The sequence below is a fragment of the Microvirga sp. BSC39 genome, from assembly GCF_000739015.1.
Taxonomy (GTDB): Bacteria; Pseudomonadota; Alphaproteobacteria; order Rhizobiales; family Beijerinckiaceae; genus Microvirga.
In genome coordinates this window covers 16623-34363 of the sequence record NZ_JPUG01000053.1, presented here as the reverse complement: position 1 = coordinate 34363, position 17741 = coordinate 16623, and the positions used below count along the sequence as shown (strand labels likewise).

15 protein-coding genes are annotated in these 17741 nt (G+C 65.1%); 3 read left to right on the top strand and 12 right to left on the bottom strand.

What is annotated here, in order from left to right:
• Positions 1 to 86: 86 nt before the first annotated feature.
• The 7 genes from MA07_RS07425 to MA07_RS07395 form a co-directional block, all read right to left on the bottom strand.
• The gene (locus MA07_RS07425) at positions 87 to 443 is read right to left on the bottom strand and encodes a GFA family protein (RefSeq protein ID WP_036348736.1); all 357 of its coding nucleotides are present in this window, start codon (positions 441 to 443) and stop codon (positions 87 to 89) included.
• Between the two features lie 18 nt (positions 444 to 461).
• Positions 462 to 731 carry a hypothetical protein gene (locus MA07_RS07420; protein ID WP_152568767.1) on the bottom strand — a complete coding sequence of 90 codons (270 nt, stop codon included), beginning with the start codon at positions 729 to 731 and terminating at the stop codon, positions 462 to 464.
• A 5-nt stretch (positions 732 to 736) separates the two neighbouring features.
• A complete protein-coding gene (ppdK, locus tag MA07_RS07415; RefSeq protein WP_036348732.1) occupies positions 737 to 3415 on the bottom strand; it encodes a pyruvate, phosphate dikinase in 2679 nt (892 codons plus the stop codon).
• A gap of 290 nt (positions 3416 to 3705) precedes the next feature.
• The gene (locus tag MA07_RS07410) at positions 3706 to 4344 is read right to left on the bottom strand and encodes a L,D-transpeptidase (RefSeq protein ID WP_036348730.1); all 639 of its coding nucleotides are present in this window, start codon (positions 4342 to 4344) and stop codon (positions 3706 to 3708) included.
• Between the two features lie 145 nt (positions 4345 to 4489).
• Positions 4490 to 6760 carry a glycine--tRNA ligase subunit beta gene (glyS, locus tag MA07_RS07405; RefSeq protein ID WP_036348729.1) on the bottom strand — a complete coding sequence of 757 codons (2271 nt, stop codon included), beginning with the start codon at positions 6758 to 6760 and terminating at the stop codon, positions 4490 to 4492.
• Between the two features lie 47 nt (positions 6761 to 6807).
• The gene (locus tag MA07_RS07400; RefSeq protein ID WP_036348728.1) at positions 6808 to 7746 is read right to left on the bottom strand and encodes a glycine--tRNA ligase subunit alpha; all 939 of its coding nucleotides are present in this window, start codon (positions 7744 to 7746) and stop codon (positions 6808 to 6810) included.
• Between the two features lie 227 nt (positions 7747 to 7973).
• Positions 7974 to 8858 (bottom strand): S49 family peptidase, encoded by an 885-nt coding sequence (locus tag MA07_RS07395; protein WP_036348726.1) that lies wholly within the window; start codon positions 8856 to 8858, stop codon positions 7974 to 7976.
• 160 nt (positions 8859 to 9018) lie between these two features.
• On the opposite strand from MA07_RS07395, the gene MA07_RS07390 reads away from it, so the two are divergent.
• Positions 9019 to 9381 carry a hypothetical protein gene (locus MA07_RS07390; protein WP_036348723.1) on the top strand — a complete coding sequence of 121 codons (363 nt, stop codon included), beginning with the start codon at positions 9019 to 9021 and terminating at the stop codon, positions 9379 to 9381.
• Positions 9382 to 9409: 28 nt separating this feature from the next.
• Here MA07_RS07390 and MA07_RS07385 read toward each other — a convergent pair whose 3' ends face one another.
• Positions 9410 to 10150 (bottom strand): methyltransferase, encoded by a 741-nt coding sequence (locus MA07_RS07385; protein WP_036348720.1) that lies wholly within the window; start codon positions 10148 to 10150, stop codon positions 9410 to 9412.
• The gene (locus MA07_RS07380) at positions 10143 to 10367 is read right to left on the bottom strand and encodes a DUF2007 domain-containing protein (protein ID WP_036348717.1); all 225 of its coding nucleotides are present in this window, start codon (positions 10365 to 10367) and stop codon (positions 10143 to 10145) included. Before MA07_RS07380 ends, MA07_RS07385 begins: the two co-directional genes overlap by 8 nt.
• 109 nt (positions 10368 to 10476) lie before the next feature.
• On the opposite strand from MA07_RS07380, the gene MA07_RS07375 reads away from it, so the two are divergent.
• Both MA07_RS07375 and MA07_RS07370 read left to right on the top strand, forming a co-directional pair.
• Positions 10477 to 11496, top strand: a complete 1020-nt coding sequence (locus MA07_RS07375) for a polyprenyl synthetase family protein (protein WP_036349092.1) — start codon at positions 10477 to 10479, stop codon at positions 11494 to 11496.
• Positions 11497 to 11850: 354 nt separating this feature from the next.
• Positions 11851 to 12657, top strand: coding sequence for a MetQ/NlpA family ABC transporter substrate-binding protein (locus tag MA07_RS07370; protein WP_036348714.1), 807 nt, complete (start codon positions 11851 to 11853; stop codon positions 12655 to 12657).
• Positions 12658 to 12793: 136 nt separating this feature from the next.
• On the opposite strand, the gene MA07_RS07365 is transcribed toward MA07_RS07370, so the two are convergent.
• From MA07_RS07365 to MA07_RS07355, 3 genes are all read right to left on the bottom strand, one after another.
• Positions 12794 to 13666, bottom strand: a complete 873-nt coding sequence (locus MA07_RS07365; RefSeq protein ID WP_036348711.1) for a 4-(cytidine 5'-diphospho)-2-C-methyl-D-erythritol kinase — start codon at positions 13664 to 13666, stop codon at positions 12794 to 12796.
• A gap of 268 nt (positions 13667 to 13934) precedes the next feature.
• Complete coding sequence (locus tag MA07_RS07360) at positions 13935 to 15725, bottom strand: tetratricopeptide repeat protein (RefSeq protein ID WP_036349089.1); 1791 nt, start codon at positions 15723 to 15725, stop codon at positions 13935 to 13937.
• 305 nt (positions 15726 to 16030) lie between these two features.
• Positions 16031 to 17695 carry an electron transfer flavoprotein-ubiquinone oxidoreductase gene (locus MA07_RS07355; protein WP_036348708.1) on the bottom strand — a complete coding sequence of 555 codons (1665 nt, stop codon included), beginning with the start codon at positions 17693 to 17695 and terminating at the stop codon, positions 16031 to 16033.
• Positions 17696 to 17741: the final 46 nt, after the last annotated feature.

The following is a 17741-nucleotide window of genomic DNA, read 5'->3' as shown; positions in this document are numbered from 1 at the left end:
CGCGGGGATGACAATGTTGAGATTCCAGCGCCACACGCGTCCAACGATCGCGGGTTCTGCTCCCAGCCCCGGGATGACTGCGTGAGCTACCCCCTCGCGTCCCGCCCGTTGAACGGGATCGGCGTGATCTCAGACAGCTCCACCGTCTCCAGGCAGCGCACGTTGATCGCGGCCGTCGCCTCGCCGGTCGGCTGCTTGCCTTCGCCGAAGGTCGACGTCCCGCAGGTGGAGCAGAACCGGTGCTGGATCGTGTGCGTGTTGAAGGTGTAGGTGGCAAGGTCTTCCTCGCCGCGGATCACGTTCAGCGCGCTGCGCGGCACGAAGGTCAGCAGGTAGCCGTTGCGCCGGCAGATCGAGCAGTTGCACTCGATCACCTGCGCGAGATCCGTCTCGACCTCGTACGCGACCTTGCCGCAATGGCACGAGCCTTTGTGAAGCGTCATCCTCGCCCCTCTTCGCCGTTATTGCGCCATCGCTATCATGACCGTGACGATGAGGCCCGCGCCGAGAACGGCCACGAAGCGGTCGCCCATGGTGAGCGGCTCCGCCCTGCCCTGCGCGGCCATCTGGCCGATGATCAAGTCGAGCACCAGCGACACCGCGAAGGGCCACGCGGCCGGCGGCACAGCCAGTTCCTGCAGATTCGGCCGTGGCGCCACGATGAGGCCGATGACGATACCAGCGACCAGCACCGTGGCGATGTAAAGGAGGCGCCCGCGCGACAGGGACATCGGCATCACGCCTGGCTCGCGGCTTTAGCCCCGAGCGCCGCCTGCGCGGCCGCAAGGCGCGCGATCGGCACGCGGTAGGGTGAGCAGGACACGTAGTCGAGACCCGTCGTTTCGCAGAAGTGGATCGACGCGGGGTCGCCACCATGTTCGCCGCAGATTCCGAGCTTGATGTTCGGCCGCGTCTTCTTCCCGCGTTCTACAGCAAGCTTCACCAACTCGCCCACGCCTTCCTGATCGATGGTCACGAACGGGTCGGCGGGCAGCAGGCCCTTCTGCGTATACGGCCCGAGGAACGAGGCCGCGTCGTCGCGCGAGATGCCGAGCGTGGTCTGCGTGAGATCGTTGGTGCCGAAGGAGAAGAATTCCGCCGATTCCGCGATCTCACCGGCGCGCAAAGCCGCGCGCGGCAGTTCGATCATCGTGCCGACCTGATACTCGATGGCGACGCCGCTTTCCGCCTTTACGGCTTCCGCCATGGCGACGATGCGCTCCTTCACCAGATCGAGCTCCGGCTTCGTCATCACGAGCGGCACCATGATCTCGGGCACGACGGGCTGGCCGGTCGTCTTGCCGGCCTCCACCGCCGCCTCGAAGATGGCGCGCGCCTGCATCTCGGCGATCTCAGGATAGGCCACCGCAAGGCGGCAGCCGCGGAAGCCGAGCATCGGGTTGAACTCGTGCAGTTCGCGCGCCCGGTGCCTGAGCTTGTCGATGGGCGCGTTCATGGACTTCGCCACTTCCTGCATCTCTTCTTCCGAATGCGGCAGGAACTCATGCAGCGGCGGATCGAGCAGTCGGATCGTGACCGGCAGTCCGCTCATGATCGAAAACAGCTCGGCAAAATCCTTGCGCTGCATGGGCAGCAGCTTGGACAGAGCCGCGCGACGGCCAGCCTCGTCGTCGGAGAGGATCATCTCGCGCACCGCAACGATGCGGTCGCCCTCGAAGAACATGTGCTCGGTGCGGCAGAGACCGATGCCTTCCGCCCCGAACGAGCGCGCAGTCTTGGCGTCGAGGGGCGTCTCGGCATTGGCGCGCACCTTCATGCGGCGCACCTTGTCGGCCCAGCCCATCAGAGTGGCGAACTCGCCTGACAGCTCCGGCTCCAGCATCTTCACCTGACCCAGCAGCACCTGGCCGTTGGAGCCGTCGATGGTGATGATCTCGCCCTTCTTCAGGGTCTGACCCGCCACCGTGAGCGTCTGGGTGGCATAATCCACGCGGATCTGGCCCGCACCCGACACGCAGGGCTTGCCCATGCCGCGGGCGACCACCGCCGCGTGCGAGGTCATGCCGCCGCGGGTGGTGAGAATGCCCTCGGCCGCGTGCATGCCGTGGATGTCCTCGGGCGAGGTCTCGACGCGCACCAGGATGACCTTCTGGCCCGCCTTCTTGGCCGCTTCCGCATCGTCCGAATTGAACACGATCGCGCCCGAGGCGGCGCCCGGCGAGGCCGGCAGGCCCGTGGCCAGAATCCTGCGTTCAGCCTTGGGATCAATGGTGGGATGCAAGAGCTGGTCCAGGGCGGCAGGCTCCACGCGGGTGACGGCCTCCTCCTGCGTGATCAGGCCCTCGCTTGCGAGCTCCACTGCAATGCGGAGCGCAGCCTTCGCCGTACGCTTACCGTTGCGGGTCTGGAGCATCCAGAGCTTGCCTGTCTCCACCGTGAATTCCATGTCCTGCATGTCACGGTAGTGCTTCTCGAGGATGCCGTAGATGCGCACCAGCTCGTTGTAGGCGTCCGGCATGGCCCGTTCCATGGAGGGCTTGTCGGAGCCCGAGGCCACGCGCGCCTTCTCGGTGATGTCCTGCGGGGTGCGGATGCCCGCCACCACGTCCTCGCCCTGGGCATTGATGAGGAACTCGCCGTAGAGCTCGCTCTCGCCGGTGGACGGATTGCGGGTGAAGGCCACGCCCGTGGCCGAGGTCTCGCCCATGTTGCCGAACACCATGGCCTGCACGTTCACCGCCGTGCCCCAGCTCGCCGGAATCCCGTGCAGCTCGCGGTACTTGATGGCGCGGTTGTTCATCCAGGAACCGAACACGGCCCCGATGGCGCCCCAGAGCTGCTCCTGCGGCTCCTGCGGGAAAGGTTTTCCAAGCTCCTTCTCGACCAGCGCCTTGTAGCGCGGGAGCAGGGACTTCCAGTCGGCGGCCGTCATATCCGTGTCGAGCGAGTAGCCCTTGCGGTCCTTGAACTCGTCCAAGATCTCCTCGAAGTGATGGTGCTCGATGTCCAGCACCACGTTGGAATACATGGTGATGAAGCGGCGGTAGGAGTCGTAGGCGAAGCGCTCGTCGCCCGCGCCCTTGGCCAGGGCCTCGACGGTGACGTCGTTGAGGCCGAGGTTGAGCACCGTGTCCATCATGCCGGGCATGGAGGCCCGGGCGCCGGAGCGGACGGAGACCAGAAGAGGGTTCTCGGCATCGCCGAAGGTGCGGCCGGTGAGCTTGCCGACGTAATCCAGGGCCTTTTCGACCTGGGCTTTCAGCTCGTCCGGATAGGCGCGGCCGTGATCGTAATAGTAAGTGCAGACTTCCGTCGTGATGGTGAAGCCCGGCGGCACCGGCAGGCCAAGGTTGGACATCTCGGCGAGATTGGCCCCCTTGCCGCCAAGCAGGTTCTTCATCCCCGCCTGGCCCTCGGCCTTACCGTCCCCGAAGGTATAGACCCACTGCGTCATCACTCGATCCCTTGGCTTAAGAAACGCCCTGCTGCCGCGCAGGTGTTGGCTTGAAACATGTGGAGCCCAAACGCAAGCTGAACAGCCACGGTTCCGGATTTTTCTGGCAGGTAGACCTTAGGGTAGCCGAAGTCTCTGTCCCTCCCCGTCATCCCCGGACTCGTTCCGGGGATCCACGTCTTTACCGGCGCTGAGGACGTGGATGGCCGGGACGAGCCCGGCCATGACGATGAGAACAAACAAAAAAGGCCGGGACATGCCCGGCCTTTGTGGTCATTCATGAATACGGTTCAAACCCGGTACCGCCCGTTGCGCTTCACGTAGACCGTGGTGCCCACGGGGACGCGCTCGTAGAGGTCTGCCACGTCCTCGTTCAGCATGCGCACGCAGCCGGAGGAGACCTGCTCGCCGATGCTCCAGGGCTCGTTGGTGCCGTGGATGCGGAAGAGCGTGTCGGCGCCGTTCTGGTGCAGGTAGAGGGCGCGGGCGCCGAGCGGGTTGTCGAGGCCGGCCTCCATGTGGCGCGGGAGGTCCGGCTTGATGCCGACCATGGTCTTGGTAGGCGACCAGGCAGGCCACACGCCCTTGCGGCCGACGGAGGCCACGCCGCGCCAGGAGAAGCCCTGCTTGCCGACGCCGACGCCGTAGCGGATCGCCTTGCCCTCGGGCTGGACGAGATAGAGCATGCGCTCGTCGATATCGACCACGATGGAGCCCGGCTTCTCGGGGCCCTTATACTCCACCGTCTGGCGGGCGTATTTCGGGTCCATCTTGCGGCGGTCGACCAGCGGGATGTTGTGCGGCTGATCCGGGATCGAGCCCACATACCAGTTGTCGTCGTCCGCCGTGGCAACGGGCTGCTGGGCGGTCTGGCAGGCAGCCAGGGGCACGCTCAGGAGAGCGGCGATCAGGAGGCGTCGAATCATCATCGGTCTTCTGAATTGAATCGGTTGCCGCCTACCTAGAGCCTGGGGGACCGGTTGGCTGTGCCCCTCAGGCAACACCTTAACCCGAATTAACCTGTGAGAGCCGCCCCATGCGCGTGGCGCAACCCTCACGGTTTGCCAGGCCTGATTACCCCTCGATCCGGGAGAAGTCCGCCACCGTGCGGGTTGCCTCGCGGATGCTGTTGAGGAGCCGCAGGCGGTTGGCCCGAAGCGCCGGATCCTCCGCGTTGACGGTCACCTTGTCGAAGAACGCGTCCACCGGCTGACGCAGGCGGGACAGGGCGCGCATGGCCCCCTCGAAATCCTCCGAGTCGATAGCCTTTCTGGCGCCTTCTCTAGAACCATCTTCGCCGTAGAGGGCGACAGCAAGGATCTTCTCCTCAATCTGGCCCTGGTCATTGACGATCTGAAGATCGGGCACCTCGTTATAGGCTCGTCCGTCCTTCTTCTCTTCAATACGCAGGATGTTTGCTGCGCGGCGATAGCCCGCGAGCAAGTTCTTGCCGTCCTCCGTATCGAGGAAGCGGCCCAGTGCCTCCACACGACGGACGATCATGAGCAGATCGTCCTGGCCTTCGAGTGCGAACACGGCATCGATGAGATCGTGCCGCGCGCCCTGGTCACGAAGATAGACTTTCAAGCGGTCGGCGAAGAAGGAGAGGAGGTCGGATGTCGCCTGATAATCGTAGAAAGCCTGCTCTAAGCTGGTCGCCTCAATAAGACTATCCTGATGATGTTCTCTAACTATCGCCAACAGCTTGACTGCTAAATCAGAGCCCTGTGCGCTCAATTGAACAGCCCGCTCAGCCACAGGAGCAAGATGCGCGATTGCTTGCATCTGCGCAGCATCCTCGCGGACACGGGCGAAGTGCCGCCAAATGATGTCACTTAGTTTTAGATTATGACCAGCTAATGCTAGGCGAATCACACCCAAAGCCGCACGGCGCAGCGCGTAAGGGTCCTTCGATCCCGTCGGCTTCTCGTCGATGGCCCAGAAGCCCACAAGCGTGTCGATCTTGTCAGCGAGCGCCACGGCGACTGAGACTAGATCGGTCGGCACGCGGTCGGACGGCCCGAGGGGCTTGTAGTGCTCCTCGATGGCGGCCGCGACAGACGCGTGCTCGCCCTGCAGCGTCGCGTAGTAACGGCCCATGAGGCCCTGCAGTTCGGGGAATTCGCCGACCATCTCGGTGACGAGATCGGCCTTGGCAAGGCGGGCTGCGCGCTCGGCGAGTTCAGGATCGGCGCCGACGATGGGAGCGAGTTCCTTGGCGAGCGCCGCGATGCGCTCCACACGCTCATATTGCGTGCCGAGCTTCTCATGAAACACAATAGATTTCAGCTTCTCCAGCCGGTCTTCCAGCTTCACCTGCTGGTCCGTCTTCCAGAAGAAGTTCGCATCGGAGAGGCGCGCACGCACCACGCGCTCGTTGCCGCCGACAATCGTCTTGCCGCCGTCGCTTGCGATGAGGTTCGAGGTCAGCAGGAACTTGTTGGCGAGCTTGCCGGTCGCGGGATCGCGCAGCACGAAGCATTTCTGGTTCGCCCGGATCGTGGTGCGGATCACCTCCGGGGGGATGTCGAGGAACGCCTCATCGAACGAGCCCATGAGCACCACGGGCCATTCCACGAGACCGGCGACCTCTTCCAAGAGGCCTTCGTCCTCGACGAGTTCGAGCCCCTGCGCGAAGGCGAGGTCCTTCGCGTCATGCAGGATCATGTCCTTGCGGCGGTCGGTGTCGATCACCACCTTGGCGCGCTCCAGGGCCGGCGCGTAATCATCAAAACGCTTCACGCGGATCTCGTCCGGAGCGAGGAAGCGGTGGCCCTTTGTGACGTCGCCCGAGCCGATCCCGTCCACATCGAAGCGCACCACCTCCGGGTCCTCGGTCTCGGGACCGAAGGTGCAGACGATGGAATGGAGCGGACGCACCCAGCGCAAGCTGCCGGGCTCGCGGGAGGCGGCGCCCCAGCGCATGGATTTCGGCCAGGGGAAATTCTTGACGATATTAGGCAGGATCTCCGCCAGCACGTCCGGCGTCGAGCGGCCGGGCTTCTCGATGACGGCGACGTAGAACTCGCCCTTCTTCGGATCGCTCTCGATCTTCGCCTGGTCGATGGAGGCGAGCCCCGCCCCTTTCAGGAAGCCCTGGATGGCTGCCTCAGGCGAGCCGACGCGCGGGCCCTTGCGCTCCTCGCGCACGTCCTGCCCCTTCACGGGCAGGCCCGCGATATGCAGCGCCAACCGACGCGGCGTGGCGAAAGCCTTGGCGCCCTCATAGAGGAAGCCGCGCTCCACGAGCGCATCGGTCACAAGCTTCTTCAGATCCTCCGCCGCACGGCGCTGCATGCGGGCCGGGATTTCTTCGGAAAAGAGTTCGAGGAGGAGATCGGGCATGGGAGAACTTTTTGATCAGAGAAGAGGGAGACGGGAGGGTGCAGCGGTCACGCCGCCACGCCTCCGCCCTCGGTCTTCAGCCATGCGGCGCCGCAGGCTTTCGCCAGTTCGCGGACGCGCAGGATGTAGCTCTGGCGCTCGGTGACGGAGATCACGCCGCGGGCGTCGAGCAGGTTGAACATGTGGCTAGCCTTGATGCACTGGTCGTAGGCCGGAAGAGCCATCAGGTGGCGTTGGTCGTTGGCGTCGGGCTTCGGCTCGCCGGCTTCCAGATACTTGCGGCAGGCGGCCTCCGCGTCGCGGAAGTGTCGGAACAGCATCTCCGTGTCGGCATGCTCGAAGTTGTGGCGGGAATATTCCTGCTCGGCCTGCAGGAACACGTCGCCGTAGGTGACCTTCTCGACGCCATCGAGGCCGTTGAAGTTGAGGTCGTAGATCGATTCCACGCCCTGCAGGTACATGGCGAGGCGCTCGAGGCCGTAGGTGAGTTCGCCCGCCACAGGCGAGCACTCGAAGCCCGCCACCTGCTGGAAGTAGGTGAACTGCGACACTTCCATGCCGTCGCACCAGCATTCCCAGCCGAGGCCCCAGGCGCCGAGGGTCGGGCTCTCCCAATCGTCCTCGACGAAGCGGATGTCGTGGAGGGCGGTGTCGATGCCGATGGCCTTGAGCGAACCGAGATAGAGCTCTTGCAGGTTCGGCGGGTTCGGCTTCAGGATGACCTGGAACTGGTAGTAGTGCTGGAGGCGGTTCGGGTTCTCGCCGTAGCGCCCGTCCTTCGGGCGACGGGAGGGCTGCACGTAGGCCGCGCGCCATGATTTCGGGCCCAGAGCCCGCAGGGTGGTGGCAGGATGGAAGGTGCCGGCACCCACCTCCATGTCGTAGGGCTGGAGGATCACGCAGCCCTGTTCGGCCCAGTAACGCTGGAGCGTGAGGATCAGGCCCTGGAAAGAGCGCGCAGGGTTCATATGCGCGGGTTCGCTCATACTAAAGCATCCAATCAATGCGAAATCAGGCGAACCCTTGGGATGACGGGCGGCTCGAGTCAAGCGTTGGGCAAACACCCACTGTCATTCCGGGGCCGCGCAGCGGAGCCCGGAATCCATAACCGCCAGCCTTGCAGGAAGAGGCATAAGGCTGATCCTCTTTTCTGAAACGTCGTGTTTATGGATTCCGGGCTCGCCTTCGGCGCCCCGGAATGACAGTGAAGGGTCTAAAGCCCCAACCTGGCCCAGGCGGCCCTCTCCTCCAAGGTCCCGACGACCTCGCCCGGATCGATGAGGCTGATGTCGCCGATTGCGCGGCGGCCGAGCAGTCGGCCCAGCAGCGGCCGGCGGGCGGGCTCGATCATGCGGAACCGCACCTTGTCGCCGAAGCGCTGGCGCATGACGGAGCGGATGTCCCCAAGACCGTCGACGAGGCCGAGGTCGACCGCCTCGGCTCCGACCCAGAAGGCGCCGGAAAAGAGATCGTCATAGGAATCGTTGAGCTTTTCGCCCCGACGCTCCTTCACGAGATCGACGAAGATGTCATGGATCTTCACCTGAAGCCCCTTCAGGCGGATCACGTCGTCCGGGTTCTCGGGGCGGAACGGATCGAGCATGGCCTTGCTCTTGCCGGCGGTATGCACGCGCCGCTCGATGCCGAGGCGCTCGATCAATTCGTGGAAGCCGAAGCTCGCGGAGACCACCCCGATGGAGCCCACAATGGAGGCAGGGTCGGCATAGATCTCGTCCGCCGCGCAGGCGATCATATAGCCGCCGGACGCCGCCGCATCCTCCACGAAGGCGATGACGGGAAGCTTCTTCTCCTCGGAGAGGCTGCGGATCCGCTTGAAGATCAGGTGGGACTGGGCCGCCGAGCCCCCCGGCGAGTTGATCACGAGGGCCACGGCCTTCGCGCCCGGCACGGAGAAAGCCCGCTCCAGCAGGGGCGCCACGCTCGACATGGCGAGCCCTGACCGAAGCGGCATCACGGCCCCGATGGGGCCGGACAGGCGCACCACCGGCACGACGGGATGGGCGTGGCTGCGGTACTTGGCCGGAAGAAGGAATTGCAGACGTGCGGGGAGCATGGAGGAGATGGATGTTTGAGCCATGACCTCTATGTAGGGTGCACGGCCCGGCTTCCCAAGATGAACATCCCGTTAGGGAATTCGTCGGCCTCCGTTCAGCTAGGACCCCTTAAAAGATCAGGCATGAAGCACAGCCCTGCCATGACCCCAACCAACCGGCGCCTGGGGCTGTCGAGGAGAGAAAATGCGTAAGTTGTTGTTCGGCCTTCTTGGCTTCGCGACCCTCGGGCTAGGTGCCCTCTCGGCTCAACCGGTCGAGGCGCAGCCCTATTATCGGGACTACGGATATGGCTATCGTCCGGTGGTCGAGCGCCGTTATGTGCGGCCTCGCCCGCGCCCGGTTTTCAGCGTCCAGATCGGCACTCCCTATCCTGCGTACCGCCCCTACCGGGCCTATCGTCCTGCCCCGGTCTACCGTCCGGTCCGCACGGTCCGGCGCTGCTGGGTCGAGCGGCGGAGGGTGTGGACCAACTACGGTTGGGTCCGCCGTCCGGTGGAGGTCTGCCGCACGGTGCAGCGCCCGGCACGGCCCGTCTATCGCTACTAACCCCAAGGGCGCCGAAAGGCGCCCTTTCTCATAGGACAACGGCCTCGCCCCGGTGCAGCGCCTCGGCTTCCGGCGTGAAGCGTCCGTCCGGGCCGTTCAGAATCAGGGGCGGCAGGATACTCATGGGAGCCCGGCTGCCCTTGACTCCACGGAGCAGGAACCGAATCGCGGGCTTGTCGGCAGATGGGTGGACGAAGCGAAGCTCCATGCCGCCGAGCCATTTGCCTGAGATGTCCAGGCATTCGGCCGTCCGGTCAGCCCGGTGGATCAGCACCAGCCGCCCCTTGGGTTTGAGCAGCCCCGCACAGGCCTTGAGCCAGGCGTCCAGGCCGCCAGCCGGCAGGGCATGGGCCACCGCCCGGCCCCGGTCGGGCGAGATGCGGGCCTGCCCCTCCTCCAGAAAGGGCGGGTTGGTCAGGACCAAATCGGCGCTTTCCGGCATGAGGCCGGCAGCCTGGCGCGAGCCCCTGTCCAGCACGTCGGCGACGATAACCTCGCCATGAATCCCATTGTCCCGGCAGTTCTGACGGCAGAGGTCGGCGAGGTCGGGATCCTGCTCCACGAAGACGAAGCACGCATCCTTCTCCCGGGCAGCGGCCATCAGCCCGACCGCCCCGGTGGCGGCGCCGACGTCTACCGCCACGTCGCCGGCCCTCACGGGAGCCGCGGCCGCCAGCAGAACCGCGTCGGTGCCGGCGCGATGGCCCTTGGCAGGTTGAGCCAGATGCACACGCCCGCCGAGCAGCAAATCCTGCGTGATTTCAATCATGCCGCAGTTCGGCTCCGAGACCGGCATCGACGATGAGGCGGCGCGCCTGCGCCACGTGATCATCAGGCACCAGGATCCGGCGTGGGAAAACGCCGATCATGCCCTCCAGGGCGCTCATGTGCCTGTCCGCCACCAGAACCGGGATGTTGGCGTTTTCCAATAAGGATTGTAGGAAGCCGACCAGAACGAGATCGCTGCTTCGGACGATTTCGACCATCGGCTTGAGACCCTTTCCTCTGCGGTAAGCGTTTGCATTGCAGCATGGAAAGTGCCATGCCAGTTCATATTCCTACCGGCTTTTCTCGCCGGCAACCCGGGTCGTGACAGTGGGCGTCGTCGTTCCGTTCGAAGACAAGCATCCCGAGAAGAATGCGAGCATCGAGAAGCTCGTGTCCCTTGTGGCCTCCGACATGGAACGGGTCAATGCGATGATCCTGTCGCGCACGGGATCCGAGGTCACGATGATCCCCAAGGTGGCGAACCACCTCATCTCGTCCGGCGGCAAGCGCCTGCGCCCCATGCTGACGCTCGCGACCGCCGGCCTCTCCGGCTATCAGGGCGACGGCCATGTGAAGCTCGCGGCCTCCGTCGAGTTCATGCACACCGCCACCCTCCTCCACGACGACGTGGTGGACGAGAGCGACATGCGCCGGGGCAAGATCGCGGCCCGAATCAAGTGGGGCAACGAGGCGAGCGTGCTGGTGGGCGACTTCCTCCTCGGCCAGGCCTTCCGCATGATGGTGGAGGTGGGCTCCCTCCGGGCGCTGGACATCCTGTCCGCCGCCGCGACCGTGATCGCCGAGGGCGAGGTGATGCAGCTCGCCGCCGCCAAGAACACCGAGACGACGGAAGACGAGTATCTGGCGGTCATCCGCGGCAAGACGGCCGAACTTTTCGCCGCCGCCTGCGAGGTCGGCCCGGTCATCGCCGGACGCCCCAAGGCCGAGCAGGCCGCCTGCCGCTCCTACGGGATGAACCTCGGCATCGCGTTCCAGCTCGTGGACGATGCCCTCGATTACGGCGGCAAGGCCGCGACTCTCGGCAAGAACGTGGGCGACGATTTCCGCGAGGGCAAGATCACCCTTCCCGTAGTGCTCTCCTTCCGCCGCGGCACGGATGAGGAGCGCGCCTTCTGGAAGCGGGTGCTCGAGCAGGGCGAGATCGAGGATGTCGACCTCGAACAGGCCATCGCCATCATGCGCCGCCACCGGGCGCTCGAGGATACGGTCGAGCGTGCCCGCCACTATGGCGCCATGGCCCGCGACGCGCTGGCGCTCTTCCCGTCGAGCCCCATGAAGCAGGCGCTGCTCGATACGGTCGACTTCTGCATTGCCCGTGCTCACTGAGCATAGCAGGTCTGTTCTTTATACAGAACGAAACGGTTGACGAAAAAATCAAACGGGTTAGAAACACTCCTGTCTTGGGACGGCTCCGGCTGGCTCATGGCCGCGGTGATTTGAGACGAGCAGCTTGCGCCGCGTGATCAAACGCTAAAGCGCCACGGGCGAAACCCGCCTCGTGGTTCACGAGGATCGACGCGTCATGATGCGCCAATGCCCCAACTCCCTTCGATGCCCGCAACGGCACATGCCGCTGTGCATGGATCACCGCATCACGGCCTGAAATCCCAAGCCCCGCTCGAACACCCTGTCCGGCTTCGTACTGACGCCGCGACGAACCTTGTCCGAAAGAGACCTCCCATGTCCGTTTTCACCCGTCGCACCCTGTTGTCCGCCTCCTTTGCCATCGGCACCGTCATTGCCGCCGCCCTGCCCGTGGCAGCCCAGCAGAAGAGCATCAAGGTCGGCGTCATGTCGGGCGCCGAGGAAGAGGTGGCACAGGTCGTGAAGAAGGTTGCGGCCACGAAGGGCCTCACCGTCGAGCTCGTGCCCTTCTCCGACTACGCCCTCGTCAACGAGGCCCTGGAGCGCAAGGACCTCGACGCCAACGCCTTCCAGCACAAGCCCTATCTCGACGCGCAGATCGCCGCCCGCGGCTACAAGATCGTGCCCGTCGGCTTCACCTTCGTGCAGCCCATCGGCCTCTACTCCTCCAAGGTGAAATCCGTGGCCGACCTGCCCAAGGGTGCCAAGATCGGCATTCCGAACGACCCGAGCAACGGCGGCCGCGCCCTCAACCTCCTGGCCGCTCAGGGTGTGATCAAGATCAAGGAAGGCAAGGATCTGTCGCCGAGCCTCCTGGACATCGCCGAGAACCCGAAGGGCGTGAAGTTCTCGGAGCTCGACGCGGCGCAGCTGCCCCGCGCCCTGCCCGATCTCGATGCGGCGGTGATCAACACCGACCACGCCCTGAACGCCGGCCTCGACATCCGCAAGGACACGATCGCGGTCGAAAAGCGCGAGGGCAACCCATACGCCAACTTCGTCGCCGCCCGTCGGGGCGACACGCGCCCGGAGATCAAGACCTTCGTGGAATCCTACCAGTCGCCGGACGTCGCGAAGTTCCTGGAAGAGCGCTTCAAGGGCGCCATCATCCCGGCTTGGTAAGAGGATTCACTCAGTCGTTCGACACCCAAACTCGTCATGGCCGGGCTTGTCCCGGCCATCCACGTCGTTAGGAACCTCAACGCAGCAAAGACGTGGATCCCCGGGACAAGCCCGGGGATGACGGCGGAGGATCAGGTTACCGAAGGCTCGTCGCCTTCACCCACCAGTCCGGCCGCAGACGGCGGATCTGCTGCCCTGCCTTTGCGGCCGCTCCGCAATCGTCATAGAGCCCGAACACCGTCGCGCCCGAACCGGACATGCGCGCCAGGCGGCAGCCATCCGTCTCGCCCGTCAGGCCGAGAGCCTCGCCGATCACCGGCTGCATCTTGAGCGCGGGCGGCTCAAGGTCGTTGCGGGTTTCCCGCAGCAGGGCGAGGAGCGCGTCCGGTAAGGGTGCCTCTAGAGCGGGATGCGCGGTAGCGGGTAACCCCTGCCCCGGCTGCAGGCCCAGGGCCTTAAATACCTTGGGGGTCTCCACCGGCACCCGCGGGTTCACCAGCACGGCAAACAGGCACGGCAGGTTCAGGGCGGGTCCCAACTCCTCCCCTGCGCCCCGCATCATGCGAGCCCTCGGCTCCAGGCAGACCGGCACATCGGCACCGGTGAGCCGGGCCGCCTCACGCACGGCCGGATGCGACAGCGGGAGGCCGTTGAGGCGGCCTAAGAGCCGTAAGGCCGCGGCGGCATCGGACGACCCGCCGCCGATTCCGGCCGCGACCGGCAGCCGCTTCGTCAGGTGAAAGGTGCCGACCTTCAGCCCCTGCACGCGCTCAGCCAGAAGGCGGGCTGCCTTCATGACGAGGTTGTCGGCATGGCTCCCGGCAAGCGGAGCCGTCGGGCCGGTGACCTCGAGGGCCAGCACATCGCTGGGCTCAAGCCGCAGGTCATCGCCCGTGCCTGCAAAGACCACGAGGCTTTCCAGGTCGTGATAGCCGTCGGCCCGGCGCCCGAGCACGTGGAGCGTCAGGTTGATCTTGGCGGGCGCGCGGGTGGCAAGCGGCTGAGGCATCGCGCTTCCATGCCCGAGAGCGCAGCGGATGGGAAGAGTTGCCCGTTACACCTGCTGTCATTCCGGGGCTGCCATAGGCAGAGCCCGGAATCCATAAACACGACGTCTCATGAAAGAGCGACCAGCGTTGCGCTTCTTTCTGTACTGTTAGCGGTTATGGATTCCGGGCTCCGCTGCGCGGCCCCGGAATGACAGTGGTGTGCTAAAAACGAAAATGGCCGGGGCGAGCCCGGCCATCACATGGAAATCAACTTAGACAGTAAAGACCTTACCCGCCGTTCTGCTTCGGCGCTTCCGGCTGAGGTGCCGGCACGTTCTCGGCGGCCGTGGGCTTCGGCTCCTCTTCGAGGCCATTGTCGATCTTCTTGAGGATCTTCACGAGTTCCTCATGCTCCGGATCGGAGTTCTTGGCGTGATCCCACTGGAACTTCGCCTCGAGCTTGCGGCCGACCTTCCAATAGGCGTCGCCCAGGTGGTCGTTGATGGTGGAGTCGCCCGGCTTCAGCTCGACCGCCTTCTCCAGCTCGCGCACGGCGTCCTCATAGCGGCCCATCCGGTAATAGGCCCAGCCCAGGGAGTCGATGATCATGCCGTCGCGGGGCGCGAGCTCCACGGCCTTCGTGAGCATCTTGAAGGCCTCGTCGATATTCATGTTCTGGTCGACCCAGGAATAGGCGAGGTAGTTCATCACCTGGGCCCGGGCAGCATTCAGGGTCTCGGGAACGAGCTCCAGGGCCTTCTTCAGGTCGGCCTCGCCCTTGTCCCACTGCTTGGAGCGCTCATAGGACGAGCCGCGGTAGAAGAACAGGATCCAGTGGCCGCGCTCTGGCTGGCCGACGAGGTTGATGGCCTTGGTGTAGGTCTCGGCGGCTTCCGCGAACTTCTTGCGGGAGCGCTGCACGTTGCCCAGCGCCATGACCACGTCCACGTCCTCGGGGTGCTCCTTCATGAGCTTCTCGAGATGCGCGATGGCATCCTCGCCGCGGCCCATCAGCTCGTAATTGTGCCCGATGGAGATGTCGGCGCTCGTGCGGATCGGCGAGTCCTTCGGGATTCGGGCGAAGATCGCGTTGGCGTTGTCGTACTGCTTCAGGCGCTCGTAGACGTCGCCGAGGGTCACGAGAGCCAGCGGATGGTCCGGCTTGAGATCGAGGCCGAGGCGCAGATAGATGATCGCCGTCAGCTCGTCGCCCTGGGAATTGCCCACGACGCCGAGACCGTAGAGCAGCTCCGCCGCGCCGTCCTGTGCGTTGTTCACGAGCGGCATGAGGGGCTTGCCCTCCTCCAGGGTCTTCATGGCGGCGCGCACGATCGGATGGCGCGGGGCCGCCTCGTCGAAGGCCTTGTAGACCTTCAGGGCCTCGTCCTTGCGGCCGCGCTTGGCCAGGAACCGGCCATAGGCGTCGACCACCTGCAGGGTGTTGCGCTCGCCCTCGTAAGCCGCCTTGAAGCGCTTCTCCGCCTCGGCGGCATTGCCGGTCACGTCGGCGATGAGAGCCGCGTGGTACTCGCGGAATTGGTCGAAGGCGCGCTCGTTCTTGAGCTTGTCGACGGTGGCCAGGGCCTGCTTGCCGTCCTTGGAGCCGGCGAACGTCCAGGCGGAGAGAAGCGTCGCCGTGAGATCCGCCTGGCGGCCACGAATGCTCTTGGAGAGCCGGGCGCGGGCATCGGCGAATTTCTGGGTCTTGATGGCGCGGACGCTGAGGGCGAACTGCGCGAGGTTGTTCGATCCGTCCTGCCCCGAGAGGCGCTCAGCCGCCCGGATCGCGTCCGGCATGGAGCCGTTGGCCAGGAAGGCCACGAAGGCGCGCTCCAGAAGCTCCTGGTTGCGGGGGTCTTCCTGGATGGCTTGGCGGAAGAAGACCGTCGCAGCTTCCGTGTCCCGCGCGGAACCCGCCACATAGGCCGACAGGAAATTGCCCTCAAGGCTCTGGGCCGGCTGCAGAATCTCGTCCCCGGCGGCATTCGCCAGGGCAGCAGGAGAGACCAGCACGGTGGCGGCCATCAGCATCAGGGCAGGCAAGCCCTTGCGGGACTTCAGGATTTTCAAGGTGGGCACGAAGCGCGGCTCCAATCATCGCGACATCTCATCAGAGGGAGATGTGCGCCAAATCAGGCCGGAGAATGGCGTCTCCCTCAGAGCGCCGCAAGGGGACAATTGCCGCTGGGGCGTAAAAGGCTCGTGAGAGGGTGGGATAGGGCCTTCCGTTGTCATTCCGGGGCGAGCGTTAGCGAGAGCCCGGAATCCAAAAACACGACGCCTCAAGGAGGGCGATCAGCGTGACGCCTCTTCCTGAGCCGTCAGCGGTTATGGATTCCGGGCTCCGCTGCGCGGCCCCGGAATGACAGAGGCAAGCTTAAGCCTCACATATTGACGTAGTTCGGCCCGCCGCCGCCTTCGGGCGTGACCCAGTTGATGTTCTGGTTCGGGTCCTTGATGTCGCAGGTTTTGCAGTGGACGCAGTTCTGGGCGTTGATCTGGTAGCGCACCCCGCCGTCGCCCTCGACCCATTCATAGACCCCCGCCGGGCAGTAGCGCTGCGAGGGGCCGCCGAAGACCTCGTGCTCGGAGCCCTTCTGCAGGCCCATGTCCTTGACCTTGAGATGGACCGGCTGGTCCTCCTCATGGTTGGTGTTGGACAGGAACACCGAGGACAGCTTGTCGAAGGTGAGGACCCCGTCGGGCTTGTCGTACTTGATCGGCTTCACCTGGGACAGCGGCAGCAGGCACTCGTGGTCGGGCTTGCCGTGGCTCATGGTGCCGAAGGGCGACCAGCCGAAGATCTCGGTGAGCCACATGTCGAGCCCGCCGAGCGCCACGCCGGCCGTCGTGCCGTATTTCGACCAGAGCGGCTTCACGTTGCGTACGCGCTTCAGATCGTAGCCGATGGGCGAGGAGCGCCAGGACTCCTCGTAGGACGCGACCTCGTCATGGGCCCGGCCCGCCTGCAGGGCCGCGAACACGTGGTCGGCGCAGAGCATGCCCGACAGGATGGCGTTGTGGCTGCCCTTGATGCGCGGCACGTTCACGAAGCCCGCCGAGTCGCCCACGAGGCAGCCACCCGGGAACGAGAGGCGCGGCACAGACTGCCAGCCCCCCTCCATGATGGCGCGCGCGCCGTAGCCGATGCGCTTTCCGCCCTCGAACACGTCGCGCACCATCGGGTGCGTCTTGAAGCGCTGGAACTCGTCGAAAGGCGACAAGGTCGGGTTCTTGTAGTTGAGATGCACCACGAAGCCGACGGACACGAGGTTGTCGTCGAAGTGGTAGAGCCAGGAGCCGCCGCCGGAATTGTTCGGCAGCGGCCAGCCCATGGAGTGGCGCACGAGGCCCGGCTGGAAGTGCTCGGGCTTGACCTGCCACAGCTCCTTGATGCCGATGCCGTATTTCTGGTGATCCTTGCCCGCGTTCAGGCCGAAGCGCTCGACCATCTGCTTCGTCAGGTTGCCCCGCGCTCCCTCGCCGAAGATCGTGTACTTGGCGCGAAGCTCCATGCCGCGGGTGAAGTTGGCGTTGGGCTCGCCGTTGCGGCTGATGCCCATGTCGCCGGTGGCGATGCCCACCACCTTGCCGTCCTCGATCAGCACCTCGGCTGCCGGGAAGCCGGGATAGATCTCGACGCCGAGCTCCTCCGCCTTGCGGCCGAGATAGCGGGCGACGTTGCCCAGCGACCCGACGAAGTTGCCGTGGTTGTTCATGAGCTTGGGCATGAACACGTTGGGCAGCTTCACCCCGCCGGCATGGCCCAGATACATGAACTCGTCGGCCGTGACTGCGGTCTTCAGCGGGCGGTCCGGATCGGAGCGCCACTCGGGCAGGAGACCGTCGAGACCGATCGGGTCGATCACGGCGCCGGACAGGATATGCGCGCCGACTTCGGATCCCTTCTCCACCACGACCACGGAGATGTCAGCGCCCTGCTCCATCGCCTGCTGCTTGAGCCGGATGGCGGTCGCCAAGCCTGCGGGACCTGCGCCCACGACGACGACATCGAACTCCATCGATTCACGGGCGGGCAGATCGGCCATGGGCTTCCTCCTGATACGCGGCTTCAACACCTGATGGGACAGATGG

Excerpts from the sequence above, each read along its gene's own strand:
- MA07_RS07365 (WP_036348711.1), bottom strand. The coding sequence starts at position 13,666 with ATGCCTCAGCCGCTTGCCACCCGCGCGCCCGCCAAGATCAACCTGACG.
- MA07_RS07420 (WP_152568767.1), bottom strand. The coding sequence starts at position 731 with ATGTCCCTGTCGCGCGGGCGCCTCCTTTACATCGCCACGGTGCTGGTC.
- MA07_RS07400 (WP_036348728.1), bottom strand. The coding sequence starts at position 7,746 with ATGAGCGAACCCGCGCATATGAACCCTGCGCGCTCTTTCCAGGGCCTG.
- MA07_RS07385 (WP_036348720.1), bottom strand. The coding sequence starts at position 10,150 with ATGATTGAAATCACGCAGGATTTGCTGCTCGGCGGGCGTGTGCATCTG.
- MA07_RS07380 (WP_036348717.1), bottom strand. The coding sequence starts at position 10,367 with ATGGTCGAAATCGTCCGAAGCAGCGATCTCGTTCTGGTCGGCTTCCTA.
- MA07_RS07355 (WP_036348708.1), bottom strand. The coding sequence starts at position 17,695 with ATGGCCGATCTGCCCGCCCGTGAATCGATGGAGTTCGATGTCGTCGTC.
- MA07_RS07370 (WP_036348714.1), top strand. The coding sequence starts at position 11,851 with ATGTCCGTTTTCACCCGTCGCACCCTGTTGTCCGCCTCCTTTGCCATC.
- MA07_RS07425 (WP_036348736.1), bottom strand. The coding sequence starts at position 443 with ATGACGCTTCACAAAGGCTCGTGCCATTGCGGCAAGGTCGCGTACGAG.
- MA07_RS07410 (WP_036348730.1), bottom strand. The coding sequence starts at position 4,344 with ATGATGATTCGACGCCTCCTGATCGCCGCTCTCCTGAGCGTGCCCCTG.
- MA07_RS07390 (WP_036348723.1), top strand. The coding sequence starts at position 9,019 with ATGCGTAAGTTGTTGTTCGGCCTTCTTGGCTTCGCGACCCTCGGGCTA.
- glyS (WP_036348729.1), bottom strand. The coding sequence starts at position 6,760 with ATGCCCGATCTCCTCCTCGAACTCTTTTCCGAAGAAATCCCGGCCCGC.
- ppdK (WP_036348732.1), bottom strand. The coding sequence starts at position 3,415 with ATGACGCAGTGGGTCTATACCTTCGGGGACGGTAAGGCCGAGGGCCAG.
- MA07_RS07395 (WP_036348726.1), bottom strand. The coding sequence starts at position 8,858 with ATGGCTCAAACATCCATCTCCTCCATGCTCCCCGCACGTCTGCAATTC.